This is a genomic window from Paenibacillus sp. FSL H3-0469, assembly GCF_038051945.1.
Taxonomy (GTDB): Bacteria; Bacillota; Bacilli; order Paenibacillales; family Paenibacillaceae; genus Paenibacillus_AQ.
Genome location: NZ_CP150302.1, coordinates 5,934,153 through 5,951,717, shown reverse-complemented (window position 1 = coordinate 5,951,717; position 17,565 = coordinate 5,934,153). Strand labels below are relative to the sequence as shown.

General features: G+C 47.7%; 15 protein-coding genes, 1 pseudogene and 1 CRISPR repeat array. Of the genes and pseudogenes, 2 read left to right on the top strand and 14 right to left on the bottom strand.

Going from position 1 to position 17,565, the window contains the following annotated elements; translation table 11 throughout:
• Nucleotides 1–103: 103 nt before the first annotated feature.
• The 8 genes and pseudogenes from NSS83_RS26020 to NSS83_RS25985 all read right to left on the bottom strand — a co-directional run bounded on the left by NSS83_RS26020 (nucleotide 104) and on the right by NSS83_RS25985 (nucleotide 8,040).
• Nucleotides 104–583 carry a YbaK/EbsC family protein gene (locus NSS83_RS26020; RefSeq protein ID WP_341346809.1) on the bottom strand — a complete coding sequence of 160 codons (480 nt, stop codon included), beginning with the start codon at nucleotides 581–583 and terminating at the stop codon, nucleotides 104–106.
• A 30-nt stretch (nucleotides 584–613) separates the two neighbouring features.
• Nucleotides 614–1,171 (bottom strand): XRE family transcriptional regulator, encoded by a 558-nt coding sequence (locus tag NSS83_RS26015; protein WP_341346808.1) that lies wholly within the window; start codon nucleotides 1,169–1,171, stop codon nucleotides 614–616.
• Between the two features lie 345 nt (nucleotides 1,172–1,516).
• Nucleotides 1,517–1,675 carry a hypothetical protein gene (locus NSS83_RS26010; protein ID WP_341346807.1) on the bottom strand — a complete coding sequence of 53 codons (159 nt, stop codon included), beginning with the start codon at nucleotides 1,673–1,675 and terminating at the stop codon, nucleotides 1,517–1,519.
• Nucleotides 1,676–1,783: 108 nt separating this feature from the next.
• Nucleotides 1,784–2,776, bottom strand: coding sequence for an HD domain-containing protein (locus tag NSS83_RS26005; protein WP_341346806.1), 993 nt, complete (start codon nucleotides 2,774–2,776; stop codon nucleotides 1,784–1,786).
• Nucleotides 2,777–2,802: 26 nt separating this feature from the next.
• Nucleotides 2,803–2,943 (bottom strand): annotated as a pseudogene (locus NSS83_RS26000) (RidA family protein); the annotation flags it as partial.
• Nucleotides 2,944–2,963: 20 nt separating this feature from the next.
• On the bottom strand, nucleotides 2,964–3,512 hold the full coding sequence (locus tag NSS83_RS25995; RefSeq protein ID WP_341346805.1) for a glutathione peroxidase: 549 nt from the start codon (nucleotides 3,510–3,512) through the stop codon (nucleotides 2,964–2,966).
• 127 nt (nucleotides 3,513–3,639) lie between these two features.
• Nucleotides 3,640–4,302 carry a Type 1 glutamine amidotransferase-like domain-containing protein gene (locus NSS83_RS25990; RefSeq protein WP_341346804.1) on the bottom strand — a complete coding sequence of 221 codons (663 nt, stop codon included), beginning with the start codon at nucleotides 4,300–4,302 and terminating at the stop codon, nucleotides 3,640–3,642.
• Nucleotides 4,303–4,665: 363 nt separating this feature from the next.
• Nucleotides 4,666–6,715: direct repeats of the CRISPR family, unit length 33 nt; unit sequence ATTTCAATCCACGCACTCCATACAGAGTGCGAC.
• Nucleotides 6,716–7,137: 422 nt separating this feature from the next.
• Nucleotides 7,138–8,040: a LysR family transcriptional regulator gene (locus NSS83_RS25985; RefSeq protein WP_341346803.1), complete on the bottom strand. Its 903-nt coding sequence runs from the start codon at nucleotides 8,038–8,040 to the stop codon at nucleotides 7,138–7,140.
• Between the two features lie 139 nt (nucleotides 8,041–8,179).
• On the opposite strand from NSS83_RS25985, the gene pyk reads away from it, so the two are divergent.
• Nucleotides 8,180–9,628 carry a pyruvate kinase gene (pyk, locus tag NSS83_RS25980; RefSeq protein WP_341346802.1) on the top strand — a complete coding sequence of 483 codons (1,449 nt, stop codon included), beginning with the start codon at nucleotides 8,180–8,182 and terminating at the stop codon, nucleotides 9,626–9,628.
• Nucleotides 9,629–9,690: 62 nt separating this feature from the next.
• Here pyk and NSS83_RS25975 read toward each other — a convergent pair whose 3' ends face one another.
• The 3 genes from NSS83_RS25975 to NSS83_RS25965 form a co-directional block, all read right to left on the bottom strand.
• On the bottom strand, nucleotides 9,691–10,104 hold the full coding sequence (locus NSS83_RS25975) for a DUF3888 domain-containing protein (RefSeq protein WP_341346801.1): 414 nt from the start codon (nucleotides 10,102–10,104) through the stop codon (nucleotides 9,691–9,693).
• 227 nt (nucleotides 10,105–10,331) lie between these two features.
• Complete coding sequence (locus tag NSS83_RS25970; protein WP_341346800.1) at nucleotides 10,332–11,135, bottom strand: hypothetical protein; 804 nt, start codon at nucleotides 11,133–11,135, stop codon at nucleotides 10,332–10,334.
• 839 nt (nucleotides 11,136–11,974) lie between these two features.
• Nucleotides 11,975–12,526 carry a TetR/AcrR family transcriptional regulator gene (locus tag NSS83_RS25965; RefSeq protein ID WP_036723305.1) on the bottom strand — a complete coding sequence of 184 codons (552 nt, stop codon included), beginning with the start codon at nucleotides 12,524–12,526 and terminating at the stop codon, nucleotides 11,975–11,977.
• A gap of 147 nt (nucleotides 12,527–12,673) precedes the next feature.
• Here NSS83_RS25965 and NSS83_RS25960 point away from each other — a divergent pair, with 147 nt between their 5' ends.
• Nucleotides 12,674–13,612, top strand: a complete 939-nt coding sequence (locus NSS83_RS25960) for a 2-dehydropantoate 2-reductase N-terminal domain-containing protein (protein WP_341346799.1) — start codon at nucleotides 12,674–12,676, stop codon at nucleotides 13,610–13,612.
• Between the two features lie 524 nt (nucleotides 13,613–14,136).
• On the opposite strand, the gene NSS83_RS25955 is transcribed toward NSS83_RS25960, so the two are convergent.
• Genes NSS83_RS25955 through NSS83_RS25945 form a run of 3 tightly spaced genes read right to left on the bottom strand, consistent with a single transcriptional unit; the run spans nucleotide 14,137 to nucleotide 17,548 of the window.
• Nucleotides 14,137–14,943 (bottom strand): hypothetical protein, encoded by an 807-nt coding sequence (locus NSS83_RS25955; protein WP_341346798.1) that lies wholly within the window; start codon nucleotides 14,941–14,943, stop codon nucleotides 14,137–14,139.
• Between the two features lie 15 nt (nucleotides 14,944–14,958).
• Entirely contained in the window at nucleotides 14,959–16,257 is a 1,299-nt protein-coding gene (gene hemW / locus NSS83_RS25950; protein ID WP_341346797.1) for a radical SAM family heme chaperone HemW, read from the bottom strand.
• A 4-nt stretch (nucleotides 16,258–16,261) separates the two neighbouring features.
• Nucleotides 16,262–17,548, bottom strand: a complete 1,287-nt coding sequence (locus tag NSS83_RS25945) for a radical SAM protein (protein WP_341346796.1) — start codon at nucleotides 17,546–17,548, stop codon at nucleotides 16,262–16,264.
• Nucleotides 17,549–17,565: the final 17 nt, after the last annotated feature.

Genomic DNA, 17,565 nt, shown 5'->3' with positions numbered 1-17,565 from the left:
ACGAACATCTGTAAAGACCAGGTGGAAGTTGAATAAAACTAAACTGCACTGCCCGAACTTGGAGGCTACCCGTTAGCGAGCTAACAGAAAGGTAAACACGAATTTATTTTACACTGATTACTCGTCCTTTTGTCATTTGAATTAATTCTTCGGGTGTTAATTGAAACACTGCTCTTGGATGTCCGGCAGCAGCCCATATCTCTCTGTATTGTAACAAGTCTTCATCAATAAAAGTGAGGATTGACTCTTTATGTCCTAAAGGCGGTACGCCTCCAATAACAAATCCTGTGTGTTCACGTACAAAATCAGCGTCAGCTTTTCCCAATTTGTCATTCAGATGGCTGGTAACTTGTTTTTCATTAATTCTGTTTACTCCGCTTGCTATAACCAATAAGGGTTTATCGTCATTTTTGAGCCGAAAGATAATGGACTTCGCAATATGTGCAACCTCGCAACCTATCGCATCGGCAGCTTCCTGTGCAGTTCGTGTACTGTCAGGCAGTTCTACAACTTTATTTGCATACCCCAGCTCCAATAGTTTGTTTTGAACCTGTTGGGCACTATCTTTAAGTTGACTTGTCAACGTGCATTCCTCCTTAATCATTACATGCAATTAAGAATCCATATAATGCATAATCACTTGTATCGTCACATCTTCGTCCGATTTATTGATATAACGGTGTTCAACATTGCCTGTAAATTTTATAGCCTGGTCTTCTTGTAAGACGTATATTTCATCCTTAATCTGTAAATTAAACACTCCAGAGGTGACCGTGATATACTCTTGAACCCCATCATTGTGCGGGAATGAAACATAGTTACAACTAGGGCTGAGAATAATCGTAAACGTTTCAATACGTGTCTGCGGATCAAACGGAAACAGTAAGTACACTCTACATTTTCCATTGTCTTCTGTTAAATCTGGAATTTCTTTTCGAGTTGCAATGGATACTACTGCGTCATCCTCTTTAAGTAGAGATGAGAACGAAATATTGAGTCCAGTAGCAATTTTCCACACGGTTGTCACTGTGGGCTGCGTTTCTCCCCGCTCAATTTGATGAAGCATACCTTTACTAACCTTTGTTAAATCAGCGAGCTTATCTAAGCTTAACTGCCTATTCTTTCTAATACGCTGCAGGTTGTTTCCTATCCTGATGTGTATAGCATTCAAGAAATAGCACCTCCTTTTGTTCATTATAATATACAAATATAACAATATACAATACACTTCATAAAAGTTTCTATTGGGCTGAACTTCCAGTCAGCTTAATTTCATTTTGTACATTATTCACAAGGGTGGACCAGTGAACTATTGACGCAAACTGTTCACTAGCGAATTCCAAAAGGGCTCGTATTCACGGTTCCAATATAAAAACCAACATATATCTTAGACAAAAAAAGTCCAAGACTATTGTTGGTTTATTGACTAATGTTCCTTGACAGCCATCCATGTCACTCACCCGACACCATAGATTATCGAAGAAAATCCGTTCTATCATGGGATTTTAATCTGCATTTATTCAATCTTATCCTTATCCTTATCCTTATGAATATTAATTAAAATATCAAGCCTATCAATGATGCGTTCATCATTCTCTAAATGTTTCTTCAATCTCCCATCAATACTGGCTATACCTAAGAGAGCTATGCACGCAATGATAATAACTATAACCATGTAACCCCTCCATATTTAATTGCAGGACTGTTACTAAGTTTAGCATCATTGTGAATTTAATCAATTATTTACTAATTTTCAAGTTAAATTCTCGTGATTCATCATATATTAACACTCCCACCAAACGTAGTAGGTGCCTAGCAGCTCTGTAAGTTGGTTGATCATACCGAGGCAGTCTTGCGAATACTCAGTAGTTACAACATCTTGGATGAGCGGCATTGCGAGATAGAGCTTACTCAATACTGCCGTCTCCACTGGAAAAGCAGGCTTTGCCCGCGACACGCAAATTCGCCATGATTCCATAAGCAACTGCTCATACTCTTCCCGTGTGTCTGGATTACTACAAAGCAACTGCTCAATATGCGTATCCGTCATGACGGGCAACTTAGCTGCTTCGAATTCATTCTTATGTATTAAGCGGCCAGCCAATTTCCTCATGATCGCGTTTACGCCGATATTAGCCGGGGAAGCGTGCATACGGGCTTCTTTCCATATAAGCTCAGTGACCTGCTTGCCGGCTTCCAGTGTGAACTGGAGATTTTCATTTCTATAGCTCATCGCTTCTAAAAGTTCCCCAGTCGAAATAGTCAGATAACCGCCGACAAATGCACTTCTGACCCAGGAGTCCAGGTGATCTGCATGAAGAATTCCGTCCTTGTTCCTCAATAGGCTCCGCTTTGATCCATCTATATAGTCCATAACCTCTGTTGTACGAATATTCGCACGGGCTAGGATGTCAACGATCTCCTCTGAAAACACGGCCTCCCGAGTCCATTCATGATGATCCACGCCTGGAAGGGATTCTAGTGTATGACTGAAAGGCGCATGCCCGATATCATGCAGCAATGCAGCTGCCCGCAACGTACGATTATCCGGCTCAAAATGCGCTATAAGCGCGAACACACCTAACGTATGCTGTAAGCGGCTGTAGGTATGGTGGGTATTAATGAAAGAAGCTCCGCCATGCCGAATGTAATGAAGCCGCCGCACCTTCTTGCTTCGGAGCAGCGCTTTTTCTTCATCTGTGAGCTGAATCTGTAACTTCCATAGAGGTTCATAAATTTCATCTAAAGCACCATCAAGTCTTAACCGAAAGTCCATTCCAAGGTTTCCTCCTGGGTTCTCCTTTATTCTTCAACCTCAAATATTGAATCAATGATGATTGGAAGATTGTCTCTAACCGAAACAGCACCAAACACTGAACGTGCATGGACACCCTTTTCTCCGAAAACATCCAGCATAAGATCAGAACAGCCATTTAACACTTCTATGAGGTAAGGATCAACAATCAGTCTAGCAATGCTTCAATCGCTGACTGTATTTCAAATGGCTCCGTTGTTGTTTCGTATCTACCCTGTACTTGTCCGTTCCGGTCGATCAGAAATTTTGTAAAATTCCACTTGATCCCATGCTCTGCGTATAGGTCAGGATACTTTTCTTGCAGGAAATTCTGCATCCATTTACCGTTCACAGTCTGGGTATCGAAGCCTTGAAATGGCGCTTGCTTCGTTAAAAATTCAAATAATGGATGCGGGTTCTGCCCCCTAACCTCCACCTTCTCAAATAACGGAAATGTCACTCCAAAGTGTCCCTCACAGTATTCCTGCACTTCTGAGTTGTTCCCTGGCTCTTTCTCATTGAACTGGTTACAAGGAAAACCGAGGATTTCAAAACCCTGCTCTCTGTGATTGTCATAAAGCTTCTGAAGATCAGCGAATTGGCGAGAATAACTGCACTTACTGGCTGTGTTTACAATAAGGAGTACTTTTCCAAGGTATCTTGATAAATCAATGGTCTTCCCGCTAATCTTGGTTACCTGAAAATCATATATAGACATCAGATCATTCCCCTTCGTTATGATAAACTCATCATAGGTTGTTATCTCTTATTGGTCTAATATATAGATGCAATTATATTTATAGGAAGAATCAATATACCATCCGCAATCGAATACTAATTCGTGGTCATATGCTTATTTTCCGAATCTTCGAGCGGGATATATAATATACCGGACCCATTATTTCGATTTTGCCGTCTTTTACACGAATCGCGCTCTCCTGTTCTGCCGCATATACATCCATCTCCTCAGACAAGAGGAACAGGTAGCCTTGAACAAACGAGGCGTAGTCGCGTTGCGAGTGTGATTCATAGGCAAACGGATCAAAGCCCATGCCATCATGAATTGTATCTATTTCAACTGTATGGGCGGCGTTACGCGAGGTTACCCATTTGGCAGACATGTTCAACGCACCGGCGCTGGCCCCCAAGATAACGGCATTGCTGTTCTTAATCACATCGGTTAATTCATATTCCGCCAAAAAGTTGTTCTGCTGAACAGGATCTCCCCCGCATAAAAAAATGACCGAAGCGTTCTGAATCCATTGCCGGGCCTCTTCCTTCTGCATACGGTAATCGATGAAATGATACTTATCAAACATAAGATTAGCCTGTCGGAGCCATGTCCATTCCGTTATATCCTCAAAGTTAATCTGCTCGTCTTCATAATTAGATGGTTGAGCGCTAATCATAACAAGCGATTGTCTGTCTTGTAGATCCTCCTGCAACCATTGAACCAGCCCCTCTGGTAAAAAATCATTAAACCAACTGAAATAGTAGTGAGTACTCAAGCTTCATTACCTCCATATGTATGATTTGCCCCGTTAAAGCAGTTTAATTTAGCTTCAGCCGTCAGCATAGCACTGGTAAGAATCAGATGATTCCTGTCATTCATACCCCGCAATATCGCTTTCCATACAATGGATCAGCTCCTCCAGGTAGTAGAGAAGCAGCGACTACTTTAAGAGAAAATAGCAATGTAGCCAGCCATGACGATCCGAAACATCTCATTCCATTGTTATTCCAATCCACGCACTCCACACGGAGTGCGACAAACCGAGGTACTACTTAATCTCTTGCTCCATGCTATTTCAATCCACGCACTCACACGGAGTGCGACATGCGGTCCTGCCGATTGTAAATTATCTGGCCGCATTTCAGTACACGCTTACACGGAGTGCGACGGTCAATCGTGTTCTTTCCTTATCTTGATACTATAATTTCAATCCACGCACTCTATACGGAGTGCGACCCCTCTCATATTGCCGATGATCTGTAGCGCCATATTTCAATCCACGCAGTCTATACGGAGTGCGACCCAGCCAATCACCAATACCGACGATGGTATTCTATTTCAATCCACGCCTCTATACGGAGTGCGACACAATTCGCCGTTGTTGCTGCCTCTCTGCGGATATTTCAATGCACGCACTCTATACGGAGTGCGACACCCAATGCGGCGGCGATTGCAGCCCCTACGATATTTCAATCCACGCACTCCATACAGAGTGCGACCTGGCGATGTACTGCCGGACCTATTCCGAGTACGAATTTCAATCCACGCACTCCATACAGAGTGCGACATTGTTGCCATAGGTTTACGTTCTGTCCCTAAAATTTCAATCCACGCACTCCATACAGAGTGCGACTGAGCCAACGATCTGCCCTTGTTCGTCCCTGAAGCATTTCAATCCACGCACTCCATACAGAGTGCGACAGAACCTGTTTGGGATCAAGGCGGGCGGCTCTTGATTTCAATCCACGCACTCCATACAGAGTGCGACAACGAGTCACTCTCTGACCATGCTTCGGTTGATATTTCAATCCACGCACTCCATACAGAGTGCGACTTGAGGTGCAGCAAGAGGTGCTTATGGCGATTACAGATTTCAATCCACGCACTCCATACGGAGTGCGACGGTGCTGCCGCGGGAACTGTATACCTTAAGCTTTCAAATTTCAATCCACGCACTCCATACGGAGTGCGACAGAGTCCGGCACAGTCTCAGGACCCCGTGCAGGTATTTCAATCCACGCACTCCATACGGAGTGCGACACCTAGTTTCCCCTAAGTCATTCTCACACATCATTACATTTCAATCCACGCACTCCATACGGAGTGCGACTTGAAGGGATCAATCCTGACAGATCGTCAGATGATTTCAATCCACGCACTCCATACGGAGTGCGACTCAACTAATATGGCAGCATACACAATGGACGGACATTTCAATCCACGCACTCCATACGGAGTGCGACCCTCCAGCAGCGTCATTCACGTATTAGTCAAAATATTTCAATCCACGCACTCCACACGGAGTGCGACGATCGTTGACGTTTCCGGCTTTGGTCTGTATGTGCGATTTCAATCCACGCACTCCACACGGAGTGCGACAACGCCTACTGTAAACGTGGGTACGGTGGCTGCTATTTCAATCCACGCACTCCACACGGAGTGCGACGTCATTATTTACGATAGGCACTTTCAGCGTAAATTATTTCAATCCACGCACTCCATACAGAGTGCGACATGGGTGTTGCTGATGTACACCGAAGGATGGAATCATTTCAATCCACGCACTCCATACAGAGTGCGACGACCGAATTGATAGTCCTTACTGGTTTACCCTGATATTTCAATCCACGCACTCCATACAGAGTGCGACTGCGATGTGTGTCAACTCTCGCTCTGTACCCATATTTCAATCCACGCACTCCATACAGAGTGCGACATTTATAGACATGCGCGCCGTAATCCCGTCCGTAATTTCAATCCACGCACTCCATACAGAGTGCGACTATTTCATGGGATTAATATAACACACTAGGACTATTTCAATCCACGCACTCCATACAGAGTGCGACCATAATGATAAATACCAATGTCAAGTACCTTTCTATTTCAATCCACGCACTCCATACAGAGTGCGACCCGAAGGATTCTAGGCCCTTGCGCCACCATAAGGCATTTCAATCCACGCACTCCATACAGAGTGCGACTATGTAACAGTCACACGATCTCCAAGGGCAGAATCATTTCAATCCACGCACTCCATACAGAGTGCGACTCATATTAAACTATTGGAGAGTGATGTTTGTGAAATTTCAATCCACGCACTCCATACAGAGTGCGACGACAACAAACGTAGTCGTGACCGTAACCACTGGGAAATTTCAATCCACGCACTCCATACAGAGTGCGACAGCGGAAAACAGCATAACCCATGCTTTTTCCGTATTAATCTTGCAGCTCTTCCCTAACTCTATTCTTGAAAAGGTATAAGTCTAACCTTGACTTTTTAAGATACCCCTCAATTTCTTAGGGATTCGACAAATTCTGAGGTGCGAAGGACCCGGGGATTTCATGGGAGCTTGGCATTCGCACCGGCTCTTGTTTATATTGTACCTCTTCGCCTAAATTCTGCATAATCATAAACTTCTCAACACTGTATCGAGCAATAACAAGACATAGGGAGGTTGAAAATCCCTCTTACTAAGATCCGGTTCACCGCGCTGGTTGAAGGAGCAAGTTTTAGGCTATCATCGTGTAATTCTCTTTTGTAAAAAGAACGTTCAAAACATCCCCATGCTCCATATTTAAGGTGTATCTTATCCCATCGGAACAGTTAATTTCTTGCCCATCCTTTCGCCTGCTCCCGGACCAATGAGAGAAATGCTGCCGCCGCCGGCGACAATCCCTCCTGCTTCCGGGTACAGACAGCAATCGGATTTAGCAGCGAAGTGCCCTTAACCATCACACGCTCCACTTCCCCGCGTTCCACATTGTCCCTTACCGCCAGGGAGGAGATGAAGATGGCTCCGTAGCCCGCGATGACGGCCCGAACCATCTCGTTCACCCCATTAAATTGTAGACCGACCTTGGGAGGACTCACGTTCAAAGCCCGGCATAAAGAGAAGAGACGCTCCCGGGTAGAACTTCCCTCTTCACGCAGAATGAAGGGAACCTTCATCATCTCCGCTAAAGTAATTTCCTTTCCGCCGTATGGATGGTTTCTCGGGACGATGAACCAGAGCTCGTCCTCCAGAAGTTCTTCCCATTCAATGCCCGGTTGCTCCTCCCAGCCGCCTCCGTATACGGCTACCTCGGCATCGTACTGTAGCAGCCCCTCCACCGCTTCCCGAGAATTTGCAGTATTCAAGACCACCTCTACGGAAGGATGCTCTTGCTTGTAGAGGGCCAGCCATTCCGGCAGCAGCAGATTAGCGGGCAGATAGGTGGCGACAATCCGCAGGATTCCGCTGAACCCGGCCTTGTATTCACGGACTGCCTCATCCAGCTCACGCTCCAATGCAAACAATCGTTTGGCATGACTGGCCAGCATCTGTCCCGCATCGGTCACTAGAATGCCACGCCCCCTAGGGGCTAACAGCTGTATGCCTAATTCCTTCTCCAGATTGCGTACCTGGGCTGTAACTGCAGGCTGGCTGATCCGTAGTTCCTCCGCAGCACGGGTGACTCCGCCTTTTTCAGAGATGGTATGAAATATTTTAAGGGCATGAAGATTCATAAGATGACCTGCCTCCTACATCAAAATTGATGAAGAACGAAATTATATATATTTTTCTGATGAATCATTATGCTTTATTGTAAGGATAAGGGAAAGATTTCACAAGATTAAATAATTTATCGATGAAGGAGAGAATTTCATGAGCAAAACAAAAATCGTCTGTACCATCGGCCCCTCCAGCGAAAGCCCCGAAATGCTCCGTAAGCTGATCCAAGCCGGTATGAATGTCGCCCGCCTGAACTTAGCTCACGGTGAGCTGGAGGAGCACGCAGAACGCATCCGCCATATCCGGGAAGCAGCCAAGGAACTAAACCAATATGTGGCCGTCCTGCTCGACATCAAAGGTCCGGAAATTCGTATCGGCAAAATGACCTCGGACTACGTGGAATTGGTACCAGGTGAAGCCGTGGTTCTGACCACAGAGGAAGTGCTCGGAACGAAGGATCGCATCCAAGTCACCTACAAGCAGTTGCCCCAAGATGTGCAGCCCGGTAGCAGTATCCTGATCGATGACGGTTTAGTCCGTTTGGAGGTCATAAAGTCCGAAGGTACCGAGATCACCTGCCTCGTTAAGAACGGCGGCAAGCTGAAGCCGCGCAAGGGCGTCAACGTTCCCGGCATCAAAACCAGTCTTCCAGGCGTAACCGAGAAGGACATCCTGCACATCAAATTCGGCGTTGAGCAGAATATCGACATCATCGCTCAATCCTTCGTCCGCAAAGCTGCAGATATTCTCGAGATTAAACATATTCTGAGTAAACACAAGGCTGACCATATCCAAGTCATCGCCAAAATTGAAAATGACGAGGGCTTGGAGAACCTGGACGCCATCCTGAGCGTAGCCGACGGACTAATGGTTGCCCGCGGCGATCTGGGCGTGGACTTGCAGGTGGAGGATGTGCCGCTGGTTCAGAAATATATGATCAAGAAGTGTAATCTGGCTGGAAAACCGGTTATCACCGCCACTCACATGCTGGAGTCCATGCAGATGAACCCGCGTCCGACCCGTGCAGAAGCAAGTGACGTCGCCAACGCTATCTTCGATGGCACCGATTCCGTCATGCTGTCTGGTGAATCTGCCGCAGGTAAGTACCCGCTGGAGTCCGTCGAGACTATGGCCCGCATCGCCGCCCGCGCTGAGTCCGTCCTGGGGAGCTACGGCCGCTCCAACTGCAAGAGTAACGAGACTGGCACCAATGTGACCGGCGCCATTGGCGAATCCGTTGTCCGCACTGCCCTCGCGCTCTCCGCCAAGGCTATTCTTGCTCTGACCGAAAGCGGTTTTACCGCCCGGATGATCGCCAAGCACAAGCCCGCTACACCGGTCATCGCCGTATCCACTAAGGAGAGCGTGCTCCATGCCCTTTCCTTGACTTGGGGTGTAATTCCGCTGCTCCGCGACGAGTCTGCTTCCAGCACAGATGCAGCCATAGCAACCGCCGTTGAACTAGCAAGGTCAGCCGGATACGTACAAAATGGCGACTTGGTGCTCATCACCGCCGGAGTTCCTGTAGGCTGTACCGGAACCACTAACCTGCTGCGGGTTCACCGAGTAGACAGAGGGGATTTTGAACCTGAATCACTTTGAATCACTGCAAGCTTAAAGTCATAGACTGCCGCTGTGTTGTTGAACTAACGTTTTCCGTCAGTTCAGCCCACACCTTTCCAATTCTTAATTATGTGCTTCCAATTGGGGGGCAACTCAAAATCCTTAAGATGCTCAAACTCAATTACTTCTACCGTCCCCATATTGTCAATCTTGAAGGAAATAAGGTCAGTTCCAACATCAAGATGTGGACCGATATAAGGTGATACTGTTACATTGACGATGATATGGGAATCTTGATATGCAACCAATACATTCAATGGATCAAGAAAGGGAGCAAACATAGGTTTTTCATTCAGTTTATCCATGTAATAAATATCTAGTTGTTCTTGTATTTCGGGTGTTAACAAAGTGAGTATGACCCTATATGGGTTTGTATTCGTTTTAGCGTAAGCTGTTTGAATTATTGCCAAAAAACAAATTATGCTCAAAGCACATGTCAATACACCGCGTCGCATGGAGATCACCTCATTTTTTTAAATAATATGCCCATACGACATCTAAACTAGCCTGCCCGTTAACTTAATGAAGCCTTTTCATCGAGACTCATAGTGAGTTTTGCACAGTACTAAGAGAAAATACAACCTATAGGGGAGTGCTGAACGAAAAACCAAGTCGTAAACTGCCGCTGTGTTGATGAACTAGCGTTTCTCGTTAGTTCTCTCGGGCATTTTACTCCAGCCTATTAGAAACGCGGATTGCCCCCGATCAAATCTTTGGTCATTGGATCAAAAAACATTGTAATCGGTCCCAGTTGGCCATTCATTTCCGTATCAAATTGAACGGATACAACAACATCTAACTTTCTGTCATCCATCCAATAGCCAACGTTTTTTCCAGACTCTAGGATCACTACGGCTTTCTCTTTCGGCGTGGTTAAAGTGCTTCTTTCCTTTTCTGAGATTTGGGCCCAAGCTAGATTCCGAAATTCATCTTCATTTTTAAGTTTGTCATAGTGGAAGACATAATAGTACCAGCCGCCGCCCAGATTCTTATAGTCATTCACATAGCTGAATTTCGAAGGATCCCCTTTGGCCATCTCTGGTAGGCTGAGGTAGGTTATGCCTTGTTGATACAAGTTGTCTTCGGCATCAAACAAAAAGTCAATACTTTTACTAGGGGCATCATTTAAGGAGGATATCCTTTTTACATTACCTTCTCGAAACAATGTTTGAGCGAATTGTTGAATTTCAGGGTCCTGGATGTTCTCGATGGAATAATCTTGTTGAAGTATGACAGGCCGAGTCTGGAACACTTTTTCATTTTCTAACAGATAACAGCCTAGAATATCAAAATCTTCACGACGGTTTTGAAAATATTTAATAACCCCAGTCTCTGGACGCTTCAACACTTCGCTAACGTTCAAGGGAGTAATGAAATCACTTGCCCTAACATGCTCCGTTCCCTTGCTTTTCGAGCCAGCACATCCGCATACCGTCAATGCCAAACAAATTAGAACTGAAATGAATTTCATCGGCCAAAAATTCATAATGCGGCCCCCCATTAAGATAAGAGTTGTGAATTCATGTCACGAAATGGCTTCTCGGTATTATTTTAATTGTTGGTTTAGTTTAGTTCTGAAAATTGCATAAGTACAAGAATAATACTCAAAACAGTTAGCGCAAAGAAAATAACAGAAATTTGACGGTTCCTGCGCATTTTGATTCCGTATGAGCAAAAAAAGATTGCGGCCGCTAACTTGGCAATTATATTAGAATAGGCATAATCCGAAAACATTGAACTGCTAAAGAGAATAGAAGCAAGTAAAGTCAAAGATATTAACACTTTAAACCACAGCGGTTCCCTAATAAATTGATAATACATGAATTTTAACGCTTTCATGGCATCCTATCCTCTACGTTTTTCCAGCCTATCTTATCGCAGAGAAAACCGAATCAGGTTCTACCACCGCTTAACCCAAACGGGCTCCAGGTTCGAGTAGCCCATGGCTTGCAGCAGCTCCCAAGCATTCTCTATCGTATGCTGCTTTCCTGTGAGCCACAACTCAGGTTTTTCCCGTTGTATGTAAAGAATAAGCTCGGAAATATGTCTCGGTTTGCCCAGATGAATGGTGGTTTGGGAGTTGTTTTTGTATGCTGAAATATCATAAAACTCCCAGGAGGTGTGACGATCCTCTTCAGGTGGAGTGACTGCGAAAATGAGCGTGATTTTTGTGGTTTTATCTTCCTTGGGCGAAATATTTAACGTGAGGCGGGAACCACCCACATGCCAGTATACAAAAGGCCGGTCTTGGACGGTTAGCTGTCTGATCTGAGTTTTTACCGTAGGACAATCCTCCTCATCATATCATTGTTGTATTTTAACATATTAAGGAATTACCGTCGTCCCAATCCCATTAGTAAATAGGGTATCTATCAGCTTGACCAATTCTTCCGACGACAGATCTTTGTCATTCCGTATCCACAGGCGAAACATCGACATTAGTGTGGATATGTAAAACTCAATGATATAGGGTGCTAAAGCTTCATTTGCCGGAAGGTCGACAATTAATCGCTCAAAAGGAATTTCTCTTTTCAGATGTTCGATAAAATGAACAGAACCATAGTCGCCCAAGAGGGCTTTCAGGATTGAAATTTCCTCTGCATTCTCCAGGCATTGAAGTGCATCTTGGAAGGTATGTGTGGAGAACTCTCTGCTTGCCATTTCCTCTTTAATGGATCTAAAAACACGCTCTTCCACGTAATCCAACAACTCATAGATATCCGTAAAATATTGATAAAAGGTACTGCGGTTATATCCTGATCGCTTAGCGATCTCTTGGATGGTTATTTTTTCAATGGGTTTTTGGCTATATAAATCGCAGAATACATTGATGAAGGTTTGTCTTGTTTTATCCGTAATTTCAGGTTGCTTATTCATTATTGGCCTCCAGGTTCTGTACACCGATTACACGACAGATTTTAAAAATCTGATGGTTGATGGTCCTATAGCGCTTCTATACAATAAATTATACAACACGTTGTTGGATAATCAACAAGGATTAATATATAGGCTCAGGAGGCTAATATGAGAATTTTATTTTTCGGCAGAGGTGTCATATCAACCCAATATGCTTGGGCTTTTGAACAGGCAGGACATACAGTGGAGTTCTACGTTAGACAAGGGAGAAAAGAAACCTTCGGCAGCAGCATCGAGCTTGAAATGTGGGACGCACGAAAAGGGAAACAGCTCATAAAAGAACACTGGAACGTCAAACTGCATGAGGAGATTCGACCTGATTATGACCTCATTATTGTAAGTGTCAACACGGAGCAGCTTCCGGCAGCAGCACAACTATTATCGACTACTGCTGGGAACACGCCTGTCCTCATCTTTAATAACCTTTGGCAGGATTTGAAATCATCGATCTCACCCTTGTCTATGAACAATGTGGTCTTTGGATTCCCGGGAGGCGGCGGTGGCATTGAGGACAACAGGCTTAGAGGCGGCTTTTTAAAAATGCTGTTTCTGGAACAGCCACGGGTAGGCACTGAAACTATTAATAACAAGGTCAAAGAGCTATTGGAAAGTGCCCATTTTAAAATTCGTTGGATCAAGGATATGCAAAACTGGCTATGGAATCACTTTGCCATGAATGCGGCGATGGAGACCGAGGTGTTGAGACGGGGAAGTTTTCCGGCAATCTTGGATCATAGCGACTCCTTCGCAAATGTTGGCAGGAATATGAGGGAGATTATCCCGGTAATAAAAGCCAGAGGCGGAAAAGCTGATGCGACTTCTCTGCTGCTGACTAAGATCCCGCCGGCACTTCTCGGCACACTGTTTAACAAGCTGGTTTTTGCAAAGGGCAGCTTGCCGCGCCTTTTCATGGAATACAACAATAGCAAAGCAGGCTTTGCGATACATGAAGTTGTGCGGGAAGCGAAAAAATTAGGTATAGCTTTGCCTCGGCTTGCTGCGGCTTTGGAAAACAGTGGACAACACAAAGTAGAGGTATCAGGATAGGAGTGGTTTAAGCTATGTATTGAAACAGAGTAATTCTGAGTTCAATCCACGCACTCTACACACGTAGAGTGCGACTGCCTCCAAATTAACAAATACATAAACACAAAACACTGCAAATAAGCCGGACCGCATACTTATGAATGCAGGCCGACTATCTCTGTTACTTTAACTTGACTAGGGCCTCGGTATGGTGCTCTCTCTCGCTCTCCCAAGTGGACTCAGAGGGCTTTATTTCGCGAAAAATCCAACTTTCCCAGCATTCGCGGACTACAGGGCTGTTATTGATGGATATGCCGCCTGAAAACGCCTCACAGGGAGACAATAAGCGCACCACAGTCCGCAAACCGGTAAAGAAGTAACCATTCTTTGAAAATAACGTTCCTCAGGTCCGCGAAGGAGCATGGAGCAGCAGAGTTGGGTAACCAGACGGGTTCGCTCCCTCAACAAGCGTATTTCTCAGGAGCCTTACGCCGCCGCCCCTTCAATCCCCCCACGAAGCGCCTCATTCCGCCCCCGCTCCCCCCTTAAGCATTCATTAACACCTGAATGCGCTCCACTTCCTGGCTGAACTTTTTGGCCAGGCGGGCTTTGCCGAGGTTGGATTTTACGATCTTCTGCATCCGCTTGTCATCCGTTACAGCGAACTTGGCGAGCATGCGGAAGCCGGCTTCGGGGGCACGCTCGACGAAGACACTGAGCGCATATTCCAGACCTTTGGAGAGGACGCGGAACTCTTCCGCGCCGTAGCGGGTCTGTCCGGCGGCAATGGCGTCCAGGATCTCCTCGGACAGCTCCAGCGCATACAGGACATTGGCCTGCTCCTTCAGCATCGGCGGGTGGGCCAGGGCGGCAACGAAGGCCCGCTGCTCCAGCGCATTAGCCGTGCCTTTCATGCCATCGAACAATGCCCGGAGCACACCGAAATCCTGCTCCCCCATGCGCTGCAGCGCCATCGCTGCCGCCTCGCGCATCCGCCAGCGGGCATCGTTCATCGCCCCCTGGCAACACTCCAGAATGGTCTCCTGGCGGGCAGGCTCCGCATAGTGGTAATAGCTGCCCATCGCCTGGAGCGCGCAGAACGGCAGGAACTCGCGGGGATCATCCGTAGGCGCTTCCGCCTCTGTCTTGCCCGTCCACTGCACAAGCAGCTCCCAGGCTTCAATGGCGACCCAATCCGACGCGAAGGCATCCGCGAAGGTGGAAGCTGCGCCCAGATTCGCCCGCGGTCCCGGCAGATTCGACTCGCCGAGCAGACGCTGCTCCAGCTCCGCATACTTCCCGGCCTCCTGAAGATCGCCGTAGAATACATTTTTACTCACTTTACTGTTCATTTCAGTACCCCTCCATCATTTTGGAAAAGCCATCTTGATCTGATCCTCGCAGAACTCCTTACATACATTGTTGCCCCAGAACAACCCGTGGAAACGCGTGAGCGCAATCGTGTCCTCGCGGATCTCCACCAGCCCTTCCTTCACGAACTTGTCGAACAGCTCCGGGAAATGCTCCTCCGGGAAAACGCCGAATTTGCGGCGGAACTGCTGGCGGTCAATCGCTGTACGGCGCAAGCCCATCGCCAGGAACTGGTTGGGCAGATCCTCTGCCTTCACTTCGTAGCCTAAAGCAATGGGGAGGTCGCCGGATGTAATCTTTTTCACATATTCAGGGAGCAATTTCACATTCTGGTAGGCATAGCCGCCCACATCGCCGAACGCACCCAGCCCCACAGACAGCAGGTCCAGGTAATCGTCGAAATGCTTGCGGCTATACACATGATGGCCTCCCGGCCGGACGAAATCATAAGTGGATTCCACCGAATAGCCCTGCGACTCCAGATAACGGCAAGCCTCTACATACATCTGCTGCTCCAGCTCAAGTCCGCCGCAGGCCGGAAGCTCACCGCTGGCAATGCGCTTCGCCAGACCGAAGCCGGGAATGATCTTCAGCGGAAATAGTGTGACATGGCCGATCTCCAGCTCCACTACCTTCGCCAGATCCTCCAGCCATTCCTCCATTGTCTGGCCCGGCAGATTGTACATCAGGTCCAGGCTGACGTTCGCGATGCCCGCCTCTCTGGAATCCTGAATACTCCGCAGGGAATCCTCACCGGTCTGAAGCAGCCCGAGGCGTCTGCCCAGCTCACCGTTGAACGTCTGCACCCCGAGACTGATCCGGTTCACACCCAGCGCCTGAAGCAGCTTCAGCTTGGCAGCGGTGAACGAAGCGGGATTGCCCTCGAACGTGATTTCTTCGATATTGTGCATAGGCAGTGTGGCTTGTAGCTGCTCGAAGAGTGCGGTGATCTCTTCCTCGTCCAGCACGCTCGGCGTCCCGCCGCCGATATAGAGCGCCTCCACTGAGCAATTGCGGATCTGCGGCGTCATCCCGTACATCTCCAGCTCGCGGAACAGCGCAGCCAGATAATCCTTGCGGGCTCCCTGCTCATTGAACGCCTTGGGGTACGGGCAGAACGGGCAGATGGAGTCGCAGAAGGGAATATGTACATAGACCAGCTTGGAGCTTGCCGCGCCTTGATTCAAGTTCATGAGAGACGGCAGCCGTTTGCTGTCCTCTGGCGACACCGGAGTGTTCCCCATGGGATAATGCCCTATCCCGATCTCCCGGAACGGGTACACAGGCTTGTTCATTCTATCAAGTCCTTCCTCCAATTGAATTCATAAGCATATCCTTATAGATGTGGCGTGATACGGACAGGGCATCGGTGAGCAGGTCAGCGCTATAGTCCTTGGACTGGTAATAGGCCGGAGCAAGCAAGTTATCCTCAGCCCGGATCACCTGCTCCTGTAGAGCGATATGGTAGAGTGCGGTGTGAGGGTAGATACGGATGCCTTGGCTGGCCAGAATATACACAGGGTTCAGCTGATTGACCACCTCTACCGTCTCCTGCACCGTCTCCGCATTCTCTCCCGGACCGCCGAACAGCAGCGATACCGAATAGGGAAGCTGATAGTGCTCCAGCAGGCGTCCCAGCTCAACAAGCTGCTCCGGGGTGAATTGCTTGCCCATCCGCCGGAGCATCTGCCGTGAACCCGAGTCAGCCCCGATGTCTACGAAGCGGCAGCCGGTCTCCTTCAGCGAGCGGATCAGGTCCTCGGTAATATGGGCCGGAGTCAGGGCGCAGCTCCATTCCAGCGAGGGGCTTGTGCTGCCGATCAGCCTGCAGAACTCTACCGTCTCCTCCACCTCATGATTGAACACCCCGTCTACAAAAGTGATATTATGCACCTGATAGCCGTTCTCCAGAATCTTCATATCCTCGCTGAACTGCTCCGCAGGAATCCGGCAGGCACCGGGATTCATGTAGCCCTCCGAGCAATAGATGCAGTGCCGGCTGCAGCCTCTGGAGGCCTGATAGCCCATCGAAGCTTTTTTGATGCGGGGATTGGGGATAAAATACTGCGGAGCGAACAGCGACTTCGGGGGAATACGGCTGTACACCGGGTGATAGGCGGGATCTGCATGACGTACCGTACCTGTCTCCGGGGCCTGCCCCTGTTCCATCTCACGGGCCAGCCGCACTGCTTCCGCTTCGCCTCCGCTCCCCTTGATTCCGTAGTCCGCCCCCAGCTCCTTCACCAGCTCGCCTGGCATCACCAGCATCGCAGCCCCGCCAAGCAGTACCTTGGCTGAACTGCAAGTACGGCATACCTGCATGACTTCCTGTATAAAAGCAAGATAGCTCTCCGGCTGCTGAATCACCTGGTTATCGATGTTGCGCACCGAGAGGCAGATCAGATCCGCTCCGGTGACCCGCAGCTCCTCGCGAAGCGCCTCCAGCGGTTCAGCTACGAAGGCCAGATCCAGAAAACGGGTGCTAAATCCGGCAGCCGTGAGGGCCGAGTAGACCATCCCCGCGCCGACAGGAAGAACCGGCATCGGCCGGAGCAGGGTATTCGTAGACACTACCAGTATTCTCATGATTCACTCCACCCTGT